The organism is Virgisporangium aurantiacum (assembly GCF_016863635.1).
GTDB lineage: Bacteria > Actinomycetota > Actinomycetes > Mycobacteriales > Micromonosporaceae > Virgisporangium > Virgisporangium aurantiacum.
This window is the reverse complement of record NZ_BOPG01000100.1, coordinates 20,720-41,918: the sequence shown is the minus strand read 5'-3', so window position 1 is coordinate 41,918 and position 21,199 is coordinate 20,720. Positions and strand designations below refer to the sequence as shown.

The window sequence follows — 21,199 nt, the reverse complement described above, 5'->3', positions numbered from 1 at the left end:
AAGCTCGCGAACCGTTCCACCGCGCGCCGGGCCGCGGCGCTTCAGCGCGGCGCGATTCCGGCCACCACGTCGATCCTGCGCAGGGTCTCGCGGATCTCGTCGCGGAACTCCGTTCGACGCTTGTGCAGGTTCGGCGCGGTCGGGCCGAGCAGGTCGCGGTGGGCGGCCAGCCGGAGGACCGGCTTGAAAAGCTCCAGCGACACCGACTCCTCGCTGGCGAGCCGGCCCTGCAACGCCCACTGCCGACCGACCCGCAGGCACTCGTCGAGGAACGAGGGCTCGTCGACCGGCTCCTCCTCCCGGGCGGCGAGCCGGTCGGCGACGAGATGGTAGGCGTCGAGGAACGGCCGCAGAACGAGCGGGGAGACCAGCGGGTCACCCGCCTCCAGCCACCGGCGCGCGTCGGCGGGCGTGAACTCGTGCAGTTCCGGACCGGCGGCCGGGTCGATGACCGCCAGTTCCACGGCCATCTCCGCGGCGAAGTCCCGGCGACGGGCGAAGAAGAAGTCGAACTTCAACAGGTCCCGCAGCCGCAGCGCCTCCTCGGTCGCCGTGGCGAGACCGGCCGGGCCGCCTTCCGAGGCGGCCACCAGCGACAGCTCGCCGATCGCCCGGTCGACGAGAATGTGGATGACCGCGTTGCGGTAGAACGCCGCCACCAGGTGCTGGCCGGCGCGGATGCTCCACACCGTGTCGGTGCCGCCTTCGTAGCTGGTCAGCACGCCGGAGGCGGACAGCTCCCGCAACGTGCGTTCGATCGTGGTCGGGTCGGTCAGGTCGGCCGCACCGGCGACCGGCCAATGCCGGGCCCCGATGTAGCGCGCCATCGGTGCCACCGTGGCGAGCACGCCGTCGAGCGTGAGCGCCCGGTCGGCGGCCAGCATCGCCAGGCACACCACCGCGGTGGCGGTGACCGGGGTCGCCCGGTTGATCCGGTGCGAGGTGTCCAGGGCGATCCGCTCCACGATGTTGCGCCCGCTCGGGTCCTCCGCGCGTAGCGCGGCCAGCTGCTCCCGTAGCAGGAGCGGCTCACCGAGGTCCAGGTAGGCCCGGCCGAGCCGCTTCGCCTGCAGCCGCGCGAAGTTGACCAGCCAGCGCATGTCCTCGGGTCGTTTGCGGCCTCCGCGTGCCTCGGCGGTCATCAAACCGACCTCGTGCAGCTGTTCGTACACGATGGACACCGGCACGACCACGGCCTCGATGTCCTCGGCGGCCTCGATCGAGTCGACCACGTAACGCAGGATGCCGTAGGCCGGTGGCCGCAGCTTTCCGGTGCGCGTCCGGCCACCCTCGATGGACCAGCTCAGGTTCTTCCGGTTGCGGATCAGTTGCCCGATGTACGCGCGCAGCGCCAGCTTGTACACCGGCAGGTCCCTGGTCGACCGTCGGATGTAGATGATGCCCGACCGGCGGGCCATCTGGCCGACCGGGAAGATGTTCAGGTTGGCTCCGCCGAGGGTGAACGCCGGATCGATTCCGTGCCGGTCCAGCGCCAACGGCAGTGCCGCGCCGTCGAGGTAGGACCGGTGCGAGAACAGGAACAGCAACGAGTACTTGCGGTCGATCTCGCGCAGCGGCCCAGCGTACTCCTCGTCGACCAGCAGCTCGTGGGCGCGGAACATCCACCTGGTGAACCTCGACCAGCCGCCCATCACGCGGGCGCTGTGCATGGCGCCCATCTCGCGCAGGTAGCCGGCGGCCTCGGCCGTCACCTCGCCCGGGTCGCGGCCGAGCGAGCCGGCCAGCTCCGCCAGCCGGCCGACGAACCCGTCGTCGGCCAGTAGTTGAGCGACCTCCGGGGTATCGGGAGTAACGCGGTCCATCAGGTTGTGCTCCCATCTGCCTGGGCCAGTCTGGGAACAGATCCGGGTCGACGTCAATCACTAGGCCGGCGACGAAGCGGCGGCGGCGCAAACGCCAGCAGGATGCCGGCGCCCGCCACGACCAGGGCCGCGCCCGTTCCGAACAGGATCGGTGTGGTCCGGCTGCCGGTGACGGGGAGGGTCTGCGCTGCGCCGTTCGGCGTCGCTGCTTTCGGGGACAGGTCGAGCTTGGAATCCTTGTTCGTGTAGCGGTTGGTCGGTGCCGGGAACAGCGGCACGGTGACCGGTGTCGCGGCGACCGTCATCCGCACCGTGAAGCGGTAGGTGGCGCCGGCCTTCAGCGGGCCCGACCGGTAGATCTCGCAGCCGACGCCGTCCATCCGGCGGGCTCGGGAATCGTCGAGGGGACGGCGAGGGACCCGCCCGCGTCGGCGGCGCGGAGGAGCCTGTGCGCCTTGCCGAGCGGGTGAATCAGGCCCAATACCTGAAGTACCAACCATAGTCGGAATTCTGGCAAGGTTCGACGGGGTAGCCCTGGGCGATCTTGTCGTTCATGGCCCAGTAGCAAATTATCCACGGGTAGTAGAAGCCGTCCACGTACCAGGCTTGGATCGTGCTCCCCTGGGTGCTGCTGGACGCGTGCCGCACATCGCGGTGGGCATCTGTGCTGCTGCCGTCGTTCGCGAATGCCGGCCCGCTGAACGCCAGCGCTGCAGCCAGCCCCAGCGCTGCGACACCCTCATACAGCCTGCGGTGAATTGACATGCACCAACCTCCGGTTTCGTTCGGCGGCCGTCAATCGAGGACGCGCGGCCAGTGTCCCCCCGAGCGCCTTTCGGATATCTGTCACGCGACCGCTGCGGGCAATGATCTCGTCGGCTGAACGTTGCTTCTTGATGCCGAACGTGACGCTGGGCGATGGCGAACGCGACGTCACACCGGCAACGGGGACGCGGGGCGGGATGTGGCTACGCTGTTCGGCGTACTCGCGGCGGTATCCGCCCGGGTGGGGCTCTCAGTAGGCGGAGGTGTGAGCAACTACCGTTCCGACGGCGGTGTGTAGTGGACGGCGCTGAGACGAGGAGGCGCGGTGGCGGCGACCGGCGCAGAGCAGCCCGCGGGCGAGCTGTCGATCGGCATGCTGGGCCCGTTGAGGGTGGAGGTCGGTGGGCATCCGGTGACGCTGACTGCCAACCGGCTACGGACGGTTCTCGCGGTGCTGGCGCTCTCGGCCGGCGAGCCGGTGCCGGTCCGCCGGCTGGCGGCTGCGATGTGGGGCGTGGAACAGCCTGACCACCCGCGCCGGGCGGTGAACCTGTACCTGACCCGGCTTCGCGCTCGGCTCGGACAGGCGGCGATCCGGACCGACCCGGCCGGGTACACCCTGGTGGTCGGTCCCGACCAGGTCGACGCCCTGCGGTTCGCCCGGTTGCTCCAGCGCGCAGCGGGGACGGCCGATCCGGCGACCGAGCGGGCGACGCTTCACGAGGCGCTGGATCTGTGGCGCGGCACCCCGTTCGAGGATCTGCGCTCGGACCTGCTTGACGAACTGGACATGCCCCGGCTGGTCGAGCAGCGGATGACGGCGCTCGAACGTCGCATCGAACTGGACCTTGCGGCGGGCCTGGGCACTGAGCTGGTCACCGAGCTCCAGGAGCTGACGACGCGGCATCCGCTGCGCGAGAACCTGTGGGCGCACCTGATGACCGCCCTGTACCGCGCCGGCCGGCAGGCCGACGCGCTGGCCACCTATCAGCGGCTGTTCCGGCTGCTGGCCGACCAGCTGGGGGTCCAGCCCGGCCAGGCCGTGCAGGACGTGCACCGGGCGGTTCTGGCCGGTGGCCCGCAACTCGATCCGGTTGCCGGGCACCGGGTCGCTGACCAGCCCGTCCCGAGGCAGCTGCCCGCCGGCCCGCATCAGTTCACGGGCCGGTTGGCCAGCCTCGACAGCCTTGACGCCATGCTGGCCGGCGATCGTACCCGCGACGGCAACGGCGGTCGCATCGAACCCGCGACGGTCATGATCGGGGCGATCGCAGGCACCGCCGGAGTGGGCAAGACGGCGCTGGCCATGCACTGGGCACACCGGGTGGCCGACCGCTTTCCCGACGGCCAGCTGTACGTGAACCTGCGCGGATTCGACCTGGATGCCCGGCCGGTGACGCCCGACGAGGCCGTCCGGGGCTTCCTCACCGCGCTGGGCGTCCCCGCGAGCCGCATTCCCAACGACCTGCCGGCGCAGGTCGCCCTGTATCGAAGCATGGTGGCCGGGCGGCGCATGCTCGTCGTACTCGACAACGCGTGCGACGCGGAGCAGACCCGGCCGTTGCTGCCCGGCACAGTCGGATGCCTCGTGCTGATCACCAGCCGTAACCAGCTCACCGGCCTGGTTGCACGTGACGGCGCCCACCTGCTGGTTCTCGACGTGCTCACGCCGGCCGAAGGGCTTGAGCTGCTGGCAGCGCGCCTCGGCGCGGCGCGGGTGTCGGCCGAGCGACCCGCCGCCGAGGAGATCGTCGAGGGGTGCGCCCGGCTGCCCTTGGCCCTGGCCGTGGTGGCGGCCCGCGCCGCCGTGCACTCGACGTTCCCGCTCGCCGCACTCGCCGGTGAACTGCGCGGCGCCCTCGACGTGCTCGCCGGTGATGACCCGGCAACTGATCTGCGGGTGGTGTTCGACTGGTCCTACCGGACGCTGACGCCTGCGGCTGGCCGCATGTTCCGTCTGCTCGGGCTGAACCCCGGCCCCGACACGTCGGTTCCCTTGGCGGCGAGCCTGACCGGGCTTCCCTCGGCCCGCGCGCGGACACTGCTTGCCGAACTGGCCCGGATCCACCTGATCGAGGAGCACGCGCCGGGCCGTTACACGTTCCACGACCTCCTGCGGACCTACGCGCGGGAACTCGCGGCCGGCACGCTGACCGACGACGGGCGCGACCGGGCCACCCGCCGCCTGCTCGATCACTACGTGCACTCGGCCGTTCCGGCGGCCCGCCTTCTGAATCCGAACCGGTGGCAGACAGTGGTACCGCCCCTCCCACTTGCCGGAGTGGCGCCGGAGCGGCCCGCCGACAGCAGCGAGGCGCTGGCCTGGTTCGCGGCCGAGGACTCCGGGCTGCTGGCTGCGCTCGACGGTGCCGTCGCCGCCGGGCTCAACACGCACGCCTGGCAGCTGGCTTGGGCTCTCGGTGGCTACCTGCCACGGGCCGGACGGGTACGGGAGTGGGTGGAGATCCAGCGCGTCGCGCTTGAGGTCGTCGAGCGGACCGGCGACGCACGTGAGCACGCCTGGGCACACCGGAGCCTCGCCCGCGCGTACCGGCAGGTCGGGCGCTTCGACGAGGCGCACGAACACATGAACCGGGCCCTGGACCTGTACACCGGTGCCGGCGACCGCGCCGGAATGGCGCACACCCACCACTCGCTCGGGCAGCTGTACGAGATGCGCGAAAAGCCGCGCGATGCGCTCGACCACGCTCAACGCGCGTTCGAGATCTTCCAGGAGATCGGCGACTCCAGCGGGGCGGCGTCCGCGCTGAACGGGATGGGATGGTGCCGCACCCGGTTGGGCGACCACGAGCGGGCACTCGCCGACTGTGAGGAGGCGTTGCGCCTGCAACAGACGATCGGAGACCGGTACGGCGAGGCGACCACCTGGGACAGCCTTGGCTACATCCACGGGCAGCTCGGCGGGTACGAGCAGGCCGTCACCTGCTGCCGTCGCGGCATCGCACTGCACCACGACGGTGGCGACCGCGTCTCCGAGGCCGATACAACGATGCAACTCGGCGACACCCACCGCGCCTTCGGCAACCATGCCGCGGCCGAACGCTCGTTCCGCCAGGCCATCCAGATCCTGGACGAGATCAACCAGCCGACCGGCCCCGCCCGCGCCAAACTGATCGATCTCCTGGCCGCTGGCTGCCCTCGAATCGCGCATCACCAATCGATCCGGCCCGACCCACAGGAGCAGGGTCGGCGCTCGCCGCACACGTGACCGGCCAAGGTTGTTTGCTGACGCAGGTCATCAGCACAAGGACCGTCACCGCCCGGTCGCGCCGGCGGCGAGGGCCGTGGCGCCCCGGATGATGATCTCCACGCCGCTGCTGAAGAAGTCGCGCTCCGCCGGCTCGCGCGCCACGGCCGCGTGCACCCGGCGCATCGTCGGTATGCGATCCGGTGGGAGGGCGTCGAGGCGTTCGCCCATCGGGTCTCCCTCGACCGGGGCCGCGGCCCCGGCGAGCGCATAGCCGTTGACGAAGTCGACGAGCGCACCGGCGGCGTTCACCACATCGGGCGGTGCCAGGCCGGCCGCGTCGAACGCGGCGTACAGCGGCTCACTGATCAGCACCGCCGCATCCGACGCGGCCACGCTGTCGGTGACGATTTGCAGCACCAGGTTCGGGTGGGCCAGCGCGAGGTCACGGTAGGCGCGGGCCCACGCCCGCACCCGCTCGGCCCATGGCCCGTCGACCGGCACCGGCGCCATTGTCGAGTACACCGTGCCGACCAGCCCCGACACGATCGCGGCCTTGTTCGGCAGGTGGTGGTAGATCGACATCGGGTCGACGTCCAGCCTGCCGGCCAGCCGCCGCATGCTGAGCGCCCCGATGCCGGCCTCGTCGACGAGTTCCAACGCCGCCGCCAGGATCGCGGGCCGGGTCAGCAATGGCCGGTCCCGGTGCGGTCGGCCCGGGCGACGTCTCTCGGTGGTCACGATCTCATCCTACGGTGTAGAGTTTCGAATCCTACAGCGTAGGATTTTAGGAGGTCGGCGATGTTCCGGCGAATGTGGTGGACGGTGATCGCCCTGTGCGCAGCGCAGTTCGTACTGATCCTCGACGTGGTGATCATCAATGTCGCCATTCCGGTGATCCGGAGTGACCTCGGCCTGCTCGACAGCCGGGTGTCGCTGACCGGCACGGCCTACACGCTCACGTTCGGGAGCCTGCTGGTCGTCGCTGGGCGGGCCGGTGACCGGCTGGGCAGGCGGGCGCTGCTGCTGGGCGGCCTGGCCCTATTCGTGCTGGCGTCGCTGCTCGCCGGCCTGTCGCAGGTCGACTGGCAGCTGTTCACCGCCCGGGCGCTGCAGGGTACGGGCGCGGCACTGGTCTCGGCGAACGCGCTGGCCGCGATCACCGCCAGCCTGCCCGAGGGTGCGGAACGCAACAGGGCACTGGGTTTGTGGGCCGCGGTGGGCTCGGCGGGTGCGATCGCCGGCCAACTCGTCGGCGGCGCGGTCACGGAGTTCCTGGGCTGGCGGTGGATCTTCCTGATCAACGTCCCGATCGGTGCGGCCGTGGTGGTCGCGCTCGCCGTGCTGATGCGCCGCGACGCCGATCCGGTGCGGCGCCCTCTGGCTTTCGGCGCGTCGGCGCTGCTGACGGGCGGTCTGGTCAGCGGCGTGCTGGCGCTGACCTGGCTGGCCGAGGACGGCGTCCGGACGCGGGCCGGTCTCGCTGCACTGATCGCGGCCGTGCTTCTGGGCACGTTCGTTCACGCCGAGCGCCGCAGTGCGGAACCGCTGCTGCGACTGGCGCTGCTCCGGCTGCCCGGGGTGCGCACGGCCAACGTCACGCTCCTGCTCAACGCGGGTGCGCTGGGCGCGACGATGTTCTTCGCCACCCTCTACCTACAGGTGGTGCTTGGCCACTCCGCATTCGCCGTAGGCCTGGCGTTCGCCCCGATCACCGTCGTCGTTCTCGTGATCTCACCGCGGGTGGCCGCGCTGACCGGCCGGGTCGGCGTCCGGCGCCCGCTGACGGCCGGGTTGGTGCTGCTTGTGGCCGGCGCCCTGCTGCTGGCCCGGGCGCCGGTCGGCGGCAGCTACTGGGCCGACGTGCTACCCGGCATGCTGCTGTTGGCGCTCGGCAGCGCATTGGCCTTCGCGCCGACGTTCATCGCCGCGTCGATCGGTGTCGGACCCGACGACCACGGTGCGTCGTCGGGGCTGATCAATTCCGCCCAGGAAATCGGTGCGGCGCTCGGCCTGGCGACGCTGGCACTCGTCGCCAACTGGGCCACCGGCCCGGGTGCGGGCCCCGGCGCGCTGGCCACCGGCTACCGCGCCGGGTTGATCGGTGCGGCGGCGTGCTTCGCGCTGGCGGCGGTGGTCGCGGCGACAACTCCGGCGAGCCTCGGCAAGACGCGGGAAGGGGCTCACACGTAGTTCGGTGCCGTCGACTCGACGTACCCGCGTCCTCTCAGTCCGACGGGCCCGTAGTCCCGATGCCCCCGCTGCGTGGGCGATGGCCGCAACGTGGGAGACAACGGACGGTTCCGGCCGACCGTTGTCTCCCAGATCCCGGGTCCGACCCGCCCACTCGGCCACAACGAGTAGCCGACGAAGACCCCGTTCTTCCTCGTCATCTTCACCGCGTGACTGCCGGTGACCGAGCGACGCCAAGCCCGGGCAGGGCCTCACTCGCAAATCTGACGTGGATTGCCGGCGGGAGTTGGCCCGTCGATAGTGCCGACATTTGTCGAGGCCCGGTATTCACCGAGCGTACGAGTGTCGATCTGGACTGACTACCGCACCCTGACGGTTTCAGGGCTGTTCGTCGGGGCGGGGAGGACGCACCACATCGCGGTAGCGCCGGGCGCTCGCACCGTAGATGGAGTAGTTCAGCCGGGCCTCGTCCAGGGTTCGTTCGCCGTTGAGACCGTCGAACGCGGCACCGGAGTGCCGCCCCGAAGCGCCGTCGTGCGTCCAGTAGCAGACCGGGCAGGTTTGCGCAGCCGGTGCGGTAGCCGCAGCAGGGACACCGTGGAATTGTCAGGCGATCCACCCGTCAAGCCTTTCACGCCTACCGTGAAAGTTCGTATCGATGCGCCGTCACATTCAGATCACGGACAGGCGACGATGACCTGGGCCCGGATCCTGCCGGCGAGGGTCGGCTGGCGTGGCGCCGGGTCGACATTGGCCTGGTGCAGGATCTTCCACACGGTGCCGGCCGCGACCTGGCAGCCGAGGCCGACGAATTCACCCTGTATGCGGCGGTGTCCCCAGGCCGGGTTCTCGGCGGCCGCCCGGGTCGCCGGTGTGGGTATGTCCAGTGCCGGGCCAGGAGTTGAGGGTGCCATCGCAGCAGCGTGGCCGGGGTGACGAAGAGCGCCGACCACCGGGCGCGGGGGAGTGGTCGGGACAACGCCGCCAGCAGGACCCGGTCGGCTGGTTGCAGATCGGGCGGTGGACCTGCCGTCGTAGGACCGCCACCTGATGGTTCGCACGTCGCAGCCGTCGAATTCGAATCCCGAGCCCACCGGGCCACGCCGCGTGGAGGTAACGGTGCGGTCCACCATCGAGAGGGCGGACGGCGATTGCGATCCGGCCCTCCACCCAACCGAGGGCCGAGAAGCCCGTCCCCGACGCCCCCGTCGGAGGCGGGCTTCTTGCGGCCATCGTGGCGCCTGGTGGCGACGCTGTGTCCCGTCGAGCCGGCCGAATCCCGTACCGTCGCTCAGGCGGCGAATGTCCCGTCACCGTTGGAGATCGCCGTGTACACGCCGCCGGTGCCGAAGGCGACGATGTCGGCGCGGCGGTCACCGTTGATGTCGGCGAGCACCCGTGGAGTGTCGATATTCCAGTCCCAGCCGGCGTTGGCTCCGAACTGGGGCAGGACCATGTGGTTCGGGGTCGCGAACATGCCCCCGGTGGTCGCCAACGCCGTGTAGACGCCGTCCTCGCCGAAGCCGACGATGTCGCCACGGCCGTCGTCGTTGAGGTCGGCCACCAGACGCAGGTGCCGGTTGGGTGTCCAGCCCTGGTTGCCGCCGAAGTCGGGGGTGGCCCTGATGAAGTCGGCGAAATGAGCGCCGGCCTGCGCCCGTGCGGTGTACACGCCCCACTCCGGCACCGGCGCGTCGAACAGGACGAGGTCCCTCCGCCCGTCGTTCGTCACATCGACAAGGTTCTCCCGCGTGGGCACCGCCACCGCGCCGTTCGGGAAGTTCGCCCCGGCCGGCACCGGGTTGTTGTAGGTTCCGTCGGCGCGTCGCGTCGATATCACGAGCTGGATCGGGCCGAGGTCGCCGAATGTCGTCGCGGCCAGGATCTCCGCGCGACCGTCGCCGGTGACGTCGGCGACCTGGAAGTAGCGCCAGTCGAAGTTGAAGAAGTCGAACACGGTGGTGGCCAGCGTCGGCTGCGCGTACCCACCGGCGCAATCCGCCAACGAGACGAGCGTCTGGCTGTTGTAGATGCTGACAATGTCGTCGCACTTGTCGTTGTTGGTGTCGGCCAGGAACAGCTTGGTGTCCTGCTGACGGTCGCGCAGGCCGAACTTCTCCAGGACGAACGTGGCCGGTCCGAACGTCCCGTCGCCGTGGCTGACCGCGGTCCACACGCCAGCAAAGCCGATGCCGACGACGTCGGCCCGGCCGTCGCCGGTGATGTCCTGGACCCAGCGCGGGTGCTCGTTCCTCCGCCAGCCCTGGTTGAAGCCAAGGTTGTTGACCGCGAGATTTACCGACCCGAACGAGCCGTCCGCGTTCGCGACAGCGACATAGACGCCTTGGGGGCCGAACCCGACGACGTCGGCGCGGCCTTCGCCGGTGATGTCGGCGACGAACCGCGGATTGTCGTAGAACCAGTTGGTCGACAATCCGAAGTCGGCAATGGCCAGGTGGCTTCCGGTCGCGTTGACAGTGACCGCCGCCGGCGGTCGTGCTCCAGCGACCGGCGCGGCCCGCGTGGGCGTCCCGGCCGCGGCCGCCGGCGTCGACACGCCCGCGACGATCAGCGCCGTGGCGGCCGCAGCCGTCCGCCTTTTCCATGGTCTGCGATGCATCTCCTGCCCCTTTCGATGGACGTCGAGCGATGCACGCCGAACGTTACGAAGCTCGAAGCGGCGCTGAATCGGGCGACTTCCTAGTCGATGAGGCATCTGTCGGGCATCGGTCGCAGCGGTGTCTGCGCGGTCGGGCCTGGCATTAGGCTTTTGGGCGTGCCGGCCGGCGACGACGAGATGGTCCTCGGTCGCCTCGACGAGTGCCGGCGCATCGACGACCTGCTGGCGGCCGCACGGAGCGGCCGCGGCGGCTCGCTGGTGATCCGCGGCGAGGCGGGCATCGGCAAGACCACGTTGCTCGAACGCGCGGTCGACGTCGCCCGCGACAGTGGCATGCGGGTTCTGCGGGCCTGCGGCGCCGCGTTCGAGTCCGAGCTGCCGTACTCGACGCTGTACGGGCTGGTGCGACCGGTGCTGGCGCTGCTCGACGAGCTGCCCGCCCCGCAGGCCGACGCGCTGCGTGCCGCGTTCGCGATCGGCGGTACCGGGCCGGTCAACCGGTTGGCGGCCTACGGCGCCACCCTGAACCTGATCGCCGCCGTCGCCGAGCGGACGCCGGTGCTGTGCGCCGTCGACGACGCGCACTGGATCGACCGGGCATCGGCCGAGGCGTTGCTGTTCGCCGCGCGGCGGTTGCTCGCCGAGCGGGTCGCGATCGTGTTCACCGCCCGGCGACCGGGTGGCGAAGGGCTGGACGCGCCCGGCATCGCAAACATGGTGCTGATGGGCCTGGACGAGGCGGCCGGCGTCCGCCTGGCCACCGCTGCCGGTATGGCACCGGCCGCCGCGGTCCACCTGGTCGCGGCGACCGCCGGCAACCCGCTCGCGCTGGTGGAGCTGCCGGCGACACTCACCGCGGCGCAACGGTCCGGTCGGGTGCCGCTCGACGACCCGCTCCCGGCCGCGAGCCGGGTCGAGGCGGCCTTCCTCGGCCAGGCACGCCTGCTGCCGGACGCGGCGTGGCGTGCGCTGGTGACGTGCGCGGTGTCGGAGACGGAGGAGCTGGCCACGGTGGAACGGGCGCTGGCCCGTGGCGGTCTGGCCCTCTGGGCGCTGGACCCCGCCGTCGCGGCCGGCCTGGTCACGGTTCCGCCGCGCCGCACGACGGAGCCGGGCGACGGCACGACCCCCCGGTCGGCCGCGGATCCGGTCGGCGTGCGGTTCCGGCACCCACTGGTCCGCTCGGCGGTGCACGCGGCGGCCGGGCCCGGACTGCGCCGCTGGGCGCACCTCGCCGTCGCCAGCGTCCTGACGTCCGACGACGAGGCCGACCGGCGGGCCTGGCATTTCGCGGCCGCCGCGTCGGGTCCGGACGAGGTGGTCGCCACGGCACTCGCCGAAACGGCGGAGCGCGCCCTGCGGCGGGGCGGCGTCGTGGCGCAGGCGCGCGCGTTCGAACGGTCGGCGCGGCTCACGCCCGACCCGGATCTGCGGGCCGACCGGCTCGTGCGGGCGATGTGGGCATGGTCGGACTCGGGTGCCGGCGACCACGCGGTGGCGCTGGCCGACGAGGTGCGGGCGTTGACCGGGCGCAGCGGCCCGCGCTGCGAGGCGGCCCGGATGAGGGCCTTCACGGCACTGCGACTCGGCGACCTGACAGCCGTCGGCGACGCGTACCTCGCCGAGGCCGAGTCGTACGCCGCTACGGATCCGGCGGGGGCGGCCCGGATGCTCGGCGGCGCGATCAACCGGTGCTGGGCCGCCCTCGACCTCCCGCTGCTGCTGCGGGTCTGCCGGCGGCTGAGTGAGCTCGCCGACTCGGCTGCCGATGAATCGTCGGGCCAGCGTGCGGGCTGGCTCAAGCACAAGGTCCAGTGGGCGGCCGCGCAGGTGGTCGCCGGTCGGCCGGAAGGGGCCGACCTGGCCCGCGCCTGTGTGCCGGCCTGCGCCTCCGTCCCGGCCGACGGCACCGCGGCGGAGCTGGCCGAGGTGCTGCTGTGGCTCGGGGAACACACCACCGCACGCGCGCTGCTGGAGCCGGAAATCGCCGCAGCGCGACAGCGCAACGACGTGCTGTTGCTGGCCTACGCCCTGACCCGGCTCGCCGGCCTGGAGTCGCGGACGGGCCGGCTGCGCGCCGCCCACCGGGCCGCGGCCGAGGCGGTCCAGATCGCCGAGCAGATCGGCTTCCCGTCGCAGCGCGCGCACGCGCTGACCATGCTGGCCGTGGTCGACGCGTTGCTGGGCAACGAGGCCGACTGCCGCGCGCACGCGGACCTCGCGGTCCGCATCGGCCCGCCCGGTTACCGCGACGTGGCCGCGCGCGCCCGCTACGCCGTGGGTATTGCGGCGATCCAGGCCGGGCGGTACCGAGACGCGGTCGACGCCCTGGAGTGGATCGACGAGACCACCCGCGACGTCGGCCTGGTCGAGCCGAACTGGTTGCCCGTCGCCGGACACCTCGCCGAGTCCTACGTCCACCTGAAGCGACCGGACCGGGCGATCGCGGTCATCGAACGGCTGGAATACCACGGGACCCGGCTGGGCCGGCGGACCGCTCTCGCCGCGGCGAGCCGCTGCCGCGGGCTGCTCGCGGCGGACGACGCGGTCGACGACGCCTTCAAGGCGGCGCTGGCCGCGTGCGACGACCTCGATGCCCCGCTGGAGCGCGCGCAGACGCTGCTGTGCTTCGGCCAGCGGCTGCGGCGGGCCCGGCGACGACGCGACGCGCGGCACCACCTGGCCGACGCACTCGCCAGGTTCGAGACGGCCGGTGCAGCCGGCTGGGCGGAGCTGTGCCGACGCGAGATCCGCGCGACCGGAAGGCAGGCCGAGCAGCGCGACGACCGTGCCCGCGAGCTCACCCCGCAGCAGTGGCAGGTGGCTCTCAACGCGGCACAGGGGCTGACCAACCGCGAGATCGCGGTACGTGTCTACCTCTCGCCGAAGACCGTCGACTACCACCTCGGGCACATCTACCGGAAGCTCGGCCTGCGCTCACGGCAGGAGCTGATCCGACGCCTGTCCCGCGAACCCACGACCGGCAATGACGACGGGTGAGCCCCGATCGCGATGTCGTGGCGTCGGGTGCCCCGGGGCCGCCCGCGATCCGCGCGAAGGGCTCCGGCTCGCCTGCCTGACCAACGGCGGTGACGACCAGACCCGCCACCAGCGGGCCTTCCGGGGAGTGGGCTGGCGTGATGTTGGCCTGGCAGGCTGGTGCGGTAGTGGTTGGCACGCTCGGGTTTGTGATCGTCGTGATCTTCTTGTGGGATTCTGGACGCGTGAAGCGACTCCAACCCGTCACGATGCAGCTGTACTGCCGTTTGGAGGTCGTCGTTCACGACCCCGAAGCTGTCACGAGCCTTGCTGCACAGCAGCTACGCGAGGCCAACATTGACTGGTCTGAAGAGGAAGACAACGTGGAGACGGCGGTCGACGAGCTGAAAGCCGACCTCTGTCAGTCGCTTGCGGGCGTCATGGATCCGCTTCGACTGGTCGATGGTGTGCCCGGTGTGGAGGCAAGGGGCGGTCTCATCTGGGCCGAGATTGGTGAAGCGCATCGGCGTTTCCGGGCAGGCGACGGCGACGGTGCGGCACAACGGATCGCGCTGCTCGGCGACCTGTTCGAGGAACTGCGCGTAGTCCAGGGCGGCGTCGGTCAGCCGCCGGGTGCGGCAGATCCGGTGCGGCGTCGGCGATGCTGATGGCCTGACTGGCCAGGTCGACCCGCTGCGTCGACACGACTATCTGGACCGGGCCGGTGAGGCTGTTGAGCCACCGCCCGTACGCGCTGACGATCGCCGCCGGCGCCATCACCTGCGGCACTGTGGTGACGTCGGGGGAGGTGGTGAGCGCGGTGGGTCGACGGCGTGTGCCGGCTGGTCGGTCCGCACGCTGCGTGTCGGCGGGGAGTGGCGGGTCATCGAGAAGGTCGGACAGCACCGCTGAATGCTTCCGCCGATGGGCCGCCTACGGGTGAAGGACGCCGTTACCAGGTGAGTGGCAGGAACGCCAGGTGCCGGGTCAGCGCTGCGGCGAGACCTCGCCATCGGCATTGTGCGACATCACGACTGGGCCAACACCGCCAGAGCGCTCCGCCACCACGTCCGCGAACCCTTACCAGACTCAGCATCACGTGACCAAGACGGACACTACGCGACCTTGCCTGGGCCGTGGACCACAGCGACCTCCGTAACGGAAATCTGCCAGGGCCGCAAGTTAGTGAACGTGAGGGAAATCGTGGTCGAGTCACAGCGCCGCCCAGAGGCGCGGCGCGCACCGGGGCCCGCCAGCGGTCTGCTGCTGGAGTTCGAGACTGTCTACCGGGCCAACTTCGATGTTGTCACCGCGTTCTTCGCGCGGCGAAGTACCGATCCGCAGACGGTCGCCGATCTGACGTCGGAAACCTTCGTTCAGGCGATCGTCTCCTTTCCGACGTTCGATCCCGGGAAGGGCACCGCGCGGGCGTGGGTGATCGGCATCGCCAGGAGGGTGTTCGCCAAGCACTGTGAGTCCACCAGCCGCAACAGGGAAATGGCCATGCGGCTGAGCGGGTACCGCGAGCTGGATGTGGACGAGGCGGCGGAACTGGCGGTGCGGATCGACGCCGAGCGCGACGGGCGTGGGCTGCTCGACGCCATGACCTCGCTGCCCGCACTGGACCGGGAAGTGGTCGAGCTGGTCGACCTCGTCGGTATGAAGCCCAGGGAGGCGGCGGTGGCCCTCGGCGTTTCGTCGGGTGCGCTGCGGATCAGGTTGTTTCGGGCGCGTAACACGTTGCGCGCTCTTGTCGGACGGAAGAAGGGGCAGGACTGAGTCATGGGCATGTTCGAGGAGCGACTGTTGGGCGAGCTGGTGCAGCGGCACGGGGTCGCGATGAGTGAGTTCGTCCGTCGGGCGCCTCGGCCGACGAGGGTACGTCCGCTGTTGGTCACGGCTGGCGCACTGACCGTCGCCGGGTCCATCGCGATCGCGGTGACCGTCTTCGACGGGAACACCCCTGCGTACGCCGTGAGCAAAAACGCCGATGGGACGGTGACGCTGTCCATCAGCGACATCCGTGCGGTGGACGCCGCCAACGCGGAGCTGCGCAGGATCGGCGCTCCCGTCGTGGCCGTGCCGATGACCGCGGACTGCAAGGACACGTTCGAGATCGACGAGCGTTTTGCCGGCGAGTCGAGTGGCACCGTTTCCAGCGTTGGCGGCGGTGAGGGCTCGGTCACCGTGCAGACCAAGGGTGTGCGGCCAGGCTCCATGATACTGGTTGCCGCGAAAAAGGACGGCGACGTGCTCACGTTGAGCGAGGGCATTGCGGTGCAGGGAAAGGTACCGAGTTGCCTGCCTGACCTTCCCGAGGGCTCGGGTGACTCCGGCGGCCCCGGGGGCCCTGTCGCGACCGTGGAACCCGTGTCGCCGACCAAGGCGGGGCGGTAGGCCTTGCGGGTCGACGTGGCCGCAGACCGGCATCGGGCACCGATCCATAGCCCGCGGCAGGATTAGGCGTGTCGGGCCCGTGGCCGACGTCAGCACCCCCGGCCATCGGCGAGCATCCGGGCACCGCAAACCGGCCCCGTCAGCGGCGCACCGAACGGCGCGTCGGCGTGGACGTCCCACAGGCTGACAGCTTCGCCGTCGTCGATGCCCAGCAGCGGCCGTGCTATCGGGGCGCTTGTCCTGAGGTCTGTGTACCAAACGGCAACGACGAGCTGGGCTCGGTTGATCTACTGCGGCTTGCACTCCTGGAGGTAGAAGAACGTTGCCATGCGATCTCGTTGCCGTCGAACCCGGCCACAGGTCGCGAACCGGCTGCTACTTGGTCACGATCAATGTTTGTGCGGGCGGTTCGGGTTAGCGTCGGTGGGCCGGCATCATTCGGGGGGTCTCGATGCAGTCACCGTTCAGATCCATCGGCGTGGTTCCGCAGATCGGCTTGCACGTGGTGGTTGCGGCGCTCATCGTCGTCATCACGCTGCCTCTCCTGCGTGGCGACGACTCGGCGCCGCGCTTCGACCCGGCGGCACCGACGGGCGCCGGCGCCGCTCGCGAGATCGTCGACTCGGTCGGCCTGCGCGATGTCGCGTTCAGTCCCGACGGCCAACGGGTGATCGGCGTCAGCGACGACATCGCCCGGTCGTGGTGGCTCGCCGAGGGCGGCTCCGACGGTCAGTTCATGAGGGGGTGCGGTGCCACCCGCCTTGTCTACGCGCCGATCGCTGGCCCGGTGCGGGCGGTCGGCTGTGCCGACGGTCGGGTGTTCGTGGGCGGTCCGACCGACCATGACAAGGGCCCGTTCGCGTCGCGTGAGGGGTTTCTGGAGGCGCTGCCGGCAAGCCATCCGCGACCGGTCACCGATCTGGACTTCAGCGGCGACGGCCGGCTGCTCGTGTCGGCCTCCATCGACGGGATCCTCCGGGTGTGGGACGTGGCGGCGCGCGCACCCGTCGGTGCTCCGTTCGACATGTGGCCGACCGTGCACGGAATCCGCACGGCACTCGGCATCACCGGCGTCGCGTTCCTCCCGGACAACCGGACCGTCGCCGTGGCGGGCGCCGATCAGGTGACGCTGTTCGACATCCGTTCACGCACGGCCGTCGCGGTCGCTCCAGCGGGTGGTCGCGCGCTGTCGGTCGCGATCAGTCCGGACGGGCAGACGATGGCGATCGGGCGCGACAGCGGCTCGGTCCAGTTGTGGTCACTGCGCGACCGGAGGCACGTAGGGCGACCGCTGCTCGGTCTGGACAGCTACGTCTACCGGGTGGCGTTCAGCGCCAACGGTGACTTCCTGGTCGGCGGCAGCCAACGTGCGACCGTCATCTGGAACCCCGACACCGGCGAACAGATCACCCCGACGATGCCCGGCGGGTCGGGGTTCGCACTGAACCCCAACGGCCGGACCATCGCCGTCTTCGACCACAACCACCCGGTGATACGCCTGTACCCGACCCGCGTGACCTAGACCGCCGGGCACGCTCCGCCGCCGCGCGATCCTTCGTCGCGCGGAAACCGGACGGCCGACGTGACGATCGGTAGGGGGCGCGTATTCAAGTCGGGGTGGGTTCCACCGGTCGGCAGCTCATGCCACACCGGCGGCAACCGCATCGGACGGTACCGGCCTTCCCCGGATAGGAATGTTGAGCGACCGCAGAATGTCAGTGGTCGGCGACAGCGTCTGTCAGTGGCGTAGACGGCGTCAGCGGCGACGTTGGTGGGAGCCTCGCGCGGGTCTGCTGCCGGTCGCCGTACTCGCGCGGCACCCCCATCGGCGGGCCGCAACCGGCCGCAACCCTGGCGCTGTGGCATACCACCGAACAGTCAGTCGTCGCCGCCACCGTCGAGGAAGTCGTCCCCGCCACCGGACCAGCCGCCACCAGGTTGCCCGCTTGGCCCGCCGCTGACGGCGATTCTGATCTGTGAGGATCTCCAACGGAGTGCGCGGCCGTTCGCGGCGGGCCTGGGCGCTCGGCGTCTGGTACGCGATGCCCGCCACCACCCCCACCAGCGCGCCGGCCCCACACAGCCCGAAACAGAACCCCCGAGCCATCCGGGTCGACCCAGCCCAAGCAGGGGACAGGCAACGCAGCCGTACGTCATAGCCGCCGACGTTGGCCTAATTGGCCGAACGCCGCGTCCTGCTTTGGCCGGGCTGTGGTCCCTGCGCGTTGTCGAGTCCCCTACTGCACGCATTCCGGCTGGTCGGTGATGTCGGCGTAGCCGATCGCCGCGTGCTGGGCGTAGCCCTTGGCCGTGAACTGGTTGAGGATCACGCCGCGGACCCGCACCCACACCGGGGACGAGTGACCGTCGATGTCGCTGAATGGCGGCCCGTTGCGGACCGCGCACTCCATCGGGAGCACCAAGCCGTTGTCGAACGTGTTGTTGCGGGCGGTCGTTCTCGGGCTGGGTAGGACGTACAGCCAGCCTCCGGTCGACCATCGGTGGCCGTCGCCGAGACAGGTCGTGTCCAGCGTGACCGAGATGCCGTCGTCGCCGAGCGGGCGTGGGTTCTGCTCACTCCATGGGCAGCGTTTCGGCGTCGGACTCGGGCTCGGAGGCAGACTCGGAGACGGGCTCGACGTCGCGGACGCCGTCGACGATGCCGCGGTCGAGGCCGGGCTGCCGCCGGCGGTTGAAGCGTTCGGCTCCTTCGGCTCGTCACCGCAGCCGGCCGTCGATAGTGCGACGACCAGGACACACGCGAGGGGGCGCACGACTCGCCGGACTCCACGGGCAGCGGACGTGTGGTCCCGGTCGTCGCGACGGGCGAAGGCCAGATAGGCGGGCACCTGCCGCTCGTTGCCGGTCCGCACCACGACGGACGACTCGCTGACGACGGCATAGGGAAGCGACCCAACGTAGAGCCCGCCAAAGAGGGTCAGGACCACGCCGAACAGGAGGACCGCCAACCCGGCCTCCGTGTTCTCGTCAACCGACAGCATCACCGCCACGGCCGTCAACGTCGGCCCGGCGGCGATGAAGCAGGCCGCGAACCACGGCGCGAAACGCACCCTCATCTCATCCTTTCGTCAGAAACCGTCGACGTAGCGACAACGAGCAATCTCCCGATATCTGGGCTCCGGGACCGGCGATGGTCTGGCCGGTGACCGCGACCTTCCATTCGGACGCGTCACGCACGTCGGATCCGTCAGCGAGTCCACGCCAGGCAGATCGAGGAGGAGCGCGTGGCTTCAGGTGTGCATGGGGGGAACGCTCCGGTACGGCGCTGACGGACAGCCCGTCATCTGCGGCAGGAGTTCAGGTGCGTTCGCAGTTGAGCTTGATCCGGGAGAGGGTGCACTGGTCCGATCCCGGGCCGCCGTCGGCAACGTTGGTCCCGCCGTTGCCCCAGAGCTTGTCGTTCCCCGGTCCGCCGACCATGGTGTCGTCGCCGGTGCCACCGCTCACCTCGTCGAAGCCGTCTTCGCTGTAGATGATGTCGTTGCCGTCCTCGCCGCGGACGAGGTCGCCACCACCACCGGAGCAGATGAGGTCGTCGCCGCCACGGCCCCAGATCACGTCCACGCGGTCGAAGGTGACGATGACGTCCGGACCGGCGGTGCCACGCGTGGTCCCGCCGCCCGACGCGACGATCGTGGCGGGTTCCCCGGCACAGGTGAACACCGCAGCCTGCGCGGGCGTTGCGACGACGAGACCACCGGCGAACACGAGGCCGATCACAGTCGCGGCGGCCAGGCGGTTGGTCAGCGGCGGGCTGCTCCCAGGCATGAAGTCCTCCGGTCCGTCGACGGATACTGGCCGGGGACAACACTCCCAGATCCCGTGACCTATGGCGGGCCGACGTGGACGGTGACGGACGGCTGCGGACGTCAGCGGACGCCCTACGATGTCGCCCGCACACGATGACGACACAGGCGGATCGCGGCTCGCCGAACTGAGCGAGCAGTTCGTCGTTGTTCAGTGTGGATTCCGAGGTCGTCGAGGGTGGTGGCGTGGGGGTGTGGTAGGGCGGCGAGGGCGGTGGCGACGGCTTGGAGGTCGGCTTGATGCAGGTGGCGGCTGGGCCGGCTTTGTCGGTGTGGCCGGTGTAGGCGCGGGCGACACTTCGCTGTACGAGACACCAAGGGCAATCGACTTCGGACACGTTGACATCTGGCTGCACGACGTCGCTGCACATGCATCCCTGGTCGTCGTTGGCATTCGGCCGGCGTCGGGGATTCGGTCAGCGGTTGAGGGATCGGGAGATAGACAGACCTGACATGGCATTACCGGGCGGACACGCCGCGCAGGTGGGCCGCGTCCTGGCTCGGCGGCGCACCGAACTGGCGCCGGTACTCGCGGCTGAACTGCGACGGGCTGTCGTAGCCGACCCGCAGCCCGACCCCGGTGACGTCGTTGGGATGCGTGGCGAGCAGCAGCCGCGCCTCCTGCAGCCGGATCTGCTTCTGGAATTGGATCGGGCTCATCGCGGTGACCGCCTGGAAGTTGCGGTAGAACGCCGACACGCTCATGCCGGCCAGCCGTGCCACGTCCTCGACCCGGAACGCCTGTGTGTAGTGCTCACGGATCCAGCGCACCGACCGCGCGATGTGCGTCAACCCGCTGTCGGCCAGCCCGAGCTGTCGTACCACCGTGCCCTGCTCGCCGGTGACGACCCGCCATAGGATCTCGCGCTTGATGAGCGGCGCGAGCACGGCGATGTCCCGCGGCCGGTCGAGCAGCCGCAGCAGCCGGACCACGGCGTCGACGAACTCGCCGGGCGCGTCGCTGACGGCCAGCCCCGATGGCACTCCGGCGGCCGGGGGCGGCAGGTCGGCCGGGCTGGACGACAGCAACAGTTCGGCGACCGCGGCCGGCTGCAGCACCAGCCCGAACCCGAGCGCCGGGACCTGCGGCGTGGCGTTGATGAAATGCCCTGTGACCGGCAGGTCCACGGACGCGATGAGGTACTGCCCGGCGCGGTATTCGTAGACGCGATCACCGAGCGCGATCCGTTTGGCCCCTTGGGCAATGAGGGCCAGCACGGTGCCGGACATGGAGGTGGACGGCGGCGTCGAGTGTTCCACCTTGGATACCAGCACGCCGTCGATCGCGGTCGCGCCGTCCGGCCGGGCGTGGCGGTCGCACAGGGCACGCAGCTCGTCGAGGCTCACAGACCGAGTGAACCACGGACCGATCCTCGTGACAACGAGA

The 21,199-nt window shown here is 70.5% G+C and carries 16 protein-coding genes and 1 pseudogene; 7 read left to right on the top strand and 10 right to left on the bottom strand.

Features of this window, described 5'->3' with window-relative positions; all coding sequences use genetic code 11:
* Positions 1-41: 41 nt before the first annotated feature.
* The 3 genes from Vau01_RS55625 to Vau01_RS55615 form a co-directional block, all read right to left on the bottom strand.
* Positions 42-1,823: a lysophospholipid acyltransferase gene (locus Vau01_RS55625; RefSeq protein ID WP_204010624.1), complete on the bottom strand. Its 1,782-nt coding sequence runs from the start codon at positions 1,821-1,823 to the stop codon at positions 42-44.
* 53 nt (positions 1,824-1,876) lie between these two features.
* The gene (locus Vau01_RS55620; RefSeq protein ID WP_204010623.1) at positions 1,877-2,203 is read right to left on the bottom strand and encodes a hypothetical protein; all 327 of its coding nucleotides are present in this window, start codon (positions 2,201-2,203) and stop codon (positions 1,877-1,879) included.
* A gap of 91 nt (positions 2,204-2,294) precedes the next feature.
* Complete coding sequence (locus Vau01_RS55615) at positions 2,295-2,588, bottom strand: hypothetical protein (RefSeq protein ID WP_204010618.1); 294 nt, start codon at positions 2,586-2,588, stop codon at positions 2,295-2,297.
* Between the two features lie 325 nt (positions 2,589-2,913).
* Here Vau01_RS55615 and Vau01_RS55610 point away from each other — a divergent pair, with 325 nt between their 5' ends.
* On the top strand, positions 2,914-5,817 hold the full coding sequence (locus Vau01_RS55610; protein WP_204010617.1) for an AfsR/SARP family transcriptional regulator: 2,904 nt from the start codon (positions 2,914-2,916) through the stop codon (positions 5,815-5,817).
* 45 nt (positions 5,818-5,862) lie between these two features.
* On the opposite strand, the gene Vau01_RS55605 is transcribed toward Vau01_RS55610, so the two are convergent.
* A complete protein-coding gene (locus tag Vau01_RS55605) occupies positions 5,863-6,537 on the bottom strand; it encodes a TetR/AcrR family transcriptional regulator (RefSeq protein ID WP_239152803.1) in 675 nt (224 codons plus the stop codon).
* A 60-nt stretch (positions 6,538-6,597) separates the two neighbouring features.
* Between Vau01_RS55605 and Vau01_RS55600 the strand changes: the two genes are divergently transcribed.
* Positions 6,598-7,989 (top strand): MFS transporter, encoded by a 1,392-nt coding sequence (locus Vau01_RS55600; protein ID WP_204010616.1) that lies wholly within the window; start codon positions 6,598-6,600, stop codon positions 7,987-7,989.
* A gap of 378 nt (positions 7,990-8,367) precedes the next feature.
* Here the strand turns inward: Vau01_RS55600 and Vau01_RS64170 are convergent.
* The 3 genes and pseudogenes from Vau01_RS64170 to Vau01_RS55585 all read right to left on the bottom strand — a co-directional run.
* Positions 8,368-8,496 (bottom strand): annotated as a pseudogene (locus Vau01_RS64170) (CPCC family cysteine-rich protein); the annotation flags it as partial.
* Between the two features lie 170 nt (positions 8,497-8,666).
* Positions 8,667-8,903, bottom strand: coding sequence for a hypothetical protein (locus tag Vau01_RS55590; RefSeq protein WP_204010615.1), 237 nt, complete (start codon positions 8,901-8,903; stop codon positions 8,667-8,669).
* Between the two features lie 377 nt (positions 8,904-9,280).
* Positions 9,281-10,609: an FG-GAP repeat domain-containing protein gene (locus Vau01_RS55585; protein ID WP_204010613.1), complete on the bottom strand. Its 1,329-nt coding sequence runs from the start codon at positions 10,607-10,609 to the stop codon at positions 9,281-9,283.
* 156 nt (positions 10,610-10,765) lie between these two features.
* Here Vau01_RS55585 and Vau01_RS55580 point away from each other — a divergent pair, with 156 nt between their 5' ends.
* The 5 genes from Vau01_RS55580 to Vau01_RS55560 all read left to right on the top strand — a co-directional run bounded on the left by Vau01_RS55580 (position 10,766) and on the right by Vau01_RS55560 (position 17,507).
* Positions 10,766-13,609 (top strand): helix-turn-helix transcriptional regulator, encoded by a 2,844-nt coding sequence (locus Vau01_RS55580; RefSeq protein WP_204010611.1) that lies wholly within the window; start codon positions 10,766-10,768, stop codon positions 13,607-13,609.
* A gap of 188 nt (positions 13,610-13,797) precedes the next feature.
* On the top strand, positions 13,798-14,256 hold the full coding sequence (locus tag Vau01_RS55575) for a hypothetical protein (RefSeq protein WP_204010609.1): 459 nt from the start codon (positions 13,798-13,800) through the stop codon (positions 14,254-14,256).
* A gap of 523 nt (positions 14,257-14,779) precedes the next feature.
* Complete coding sequence (locus tag Vau01_RS55570; RefSeq protein ID WP_204010607.1) at positions 14,780-15,367, top strand: RNA polymerase sigma factor; 588 nt, start codon at positions 14,780-14,782, stop codon at positions 15,365-15,367.
* A 3-nt stretch (positions 15,368-15,370) separates the two neighbouring features.
* Entirely contained in the window at positions 15,371-15,985 is a 615-nt protein-coding gene (locus Vau01_RS55565) for a hypothetical protein (protein WP_204010605.1), read from the top strand.
* A 451-nt stretch (positions 15,986-16,436) separates the two neighbouring features.
* The gene (locus tag Vau01_RS55560) at positions 16,437-17,507 is read left to right on the top strand and encodes a WD40 repeat domain-containing protein (protein WP_204010598.1); all 1,071 of its coding nucleotides are present in this window, start codon (positions 16,437-16,439) and stop codon (positions 17,505-17,507) included.
* A gap of 715 nt (positions 17,508-18,222) precedes the next feature.
* Here the strand turns inward: Vau01_RS55560 and Vau01_RS55555 are convergent.
* The 3 genes from Vau01_RS55555 to Vau01_RS55545 all read right to left on the bottom strand — a co-directional run bounded on the left by Vau01_RS55555 (position 18,223) and on the right by Vau01_RS55545 (position 21,159).
* The gene (locus tag Vau01_RS55555) at positions 18,223-19,062 is read right to left on the bottom strand and encodes a hypothetical protein (RefSeq protein ID WP_204010595.1); all 840 of its coding nucleotides are present in this window, start codon (positions 19,060-19,062) and stop codon (positions 18,223-18,225) included.
* Positions 19,063-19,303: 241 nt separating this feature from the next.
* On the bottom strand, positions 19,304-19,774 hold the full coding sequence (locus Vau01_RS55550; protein WP_204010592.1) for a calcium-binding protein: 471 nt from the start codon (positions 19,772-19,774) through the stop codon (positions 19,304-19,306).
* 497 nt (positions 19,775-20,271) lie between these two features.
* Positions 20,272-21,159: an AraC family transcriptional regulator gene (locus Vau01_RS55545; RefSeq protein ID WP_204010588.1), complete on the bottom strand. Its 888-nt coding sequence runs from the start codon at positions 21,157-21,159 to the stop codon at positions 20,272-20,274.
* Positions 21,160-21,199: the final 40 nt, after the last annotated feature.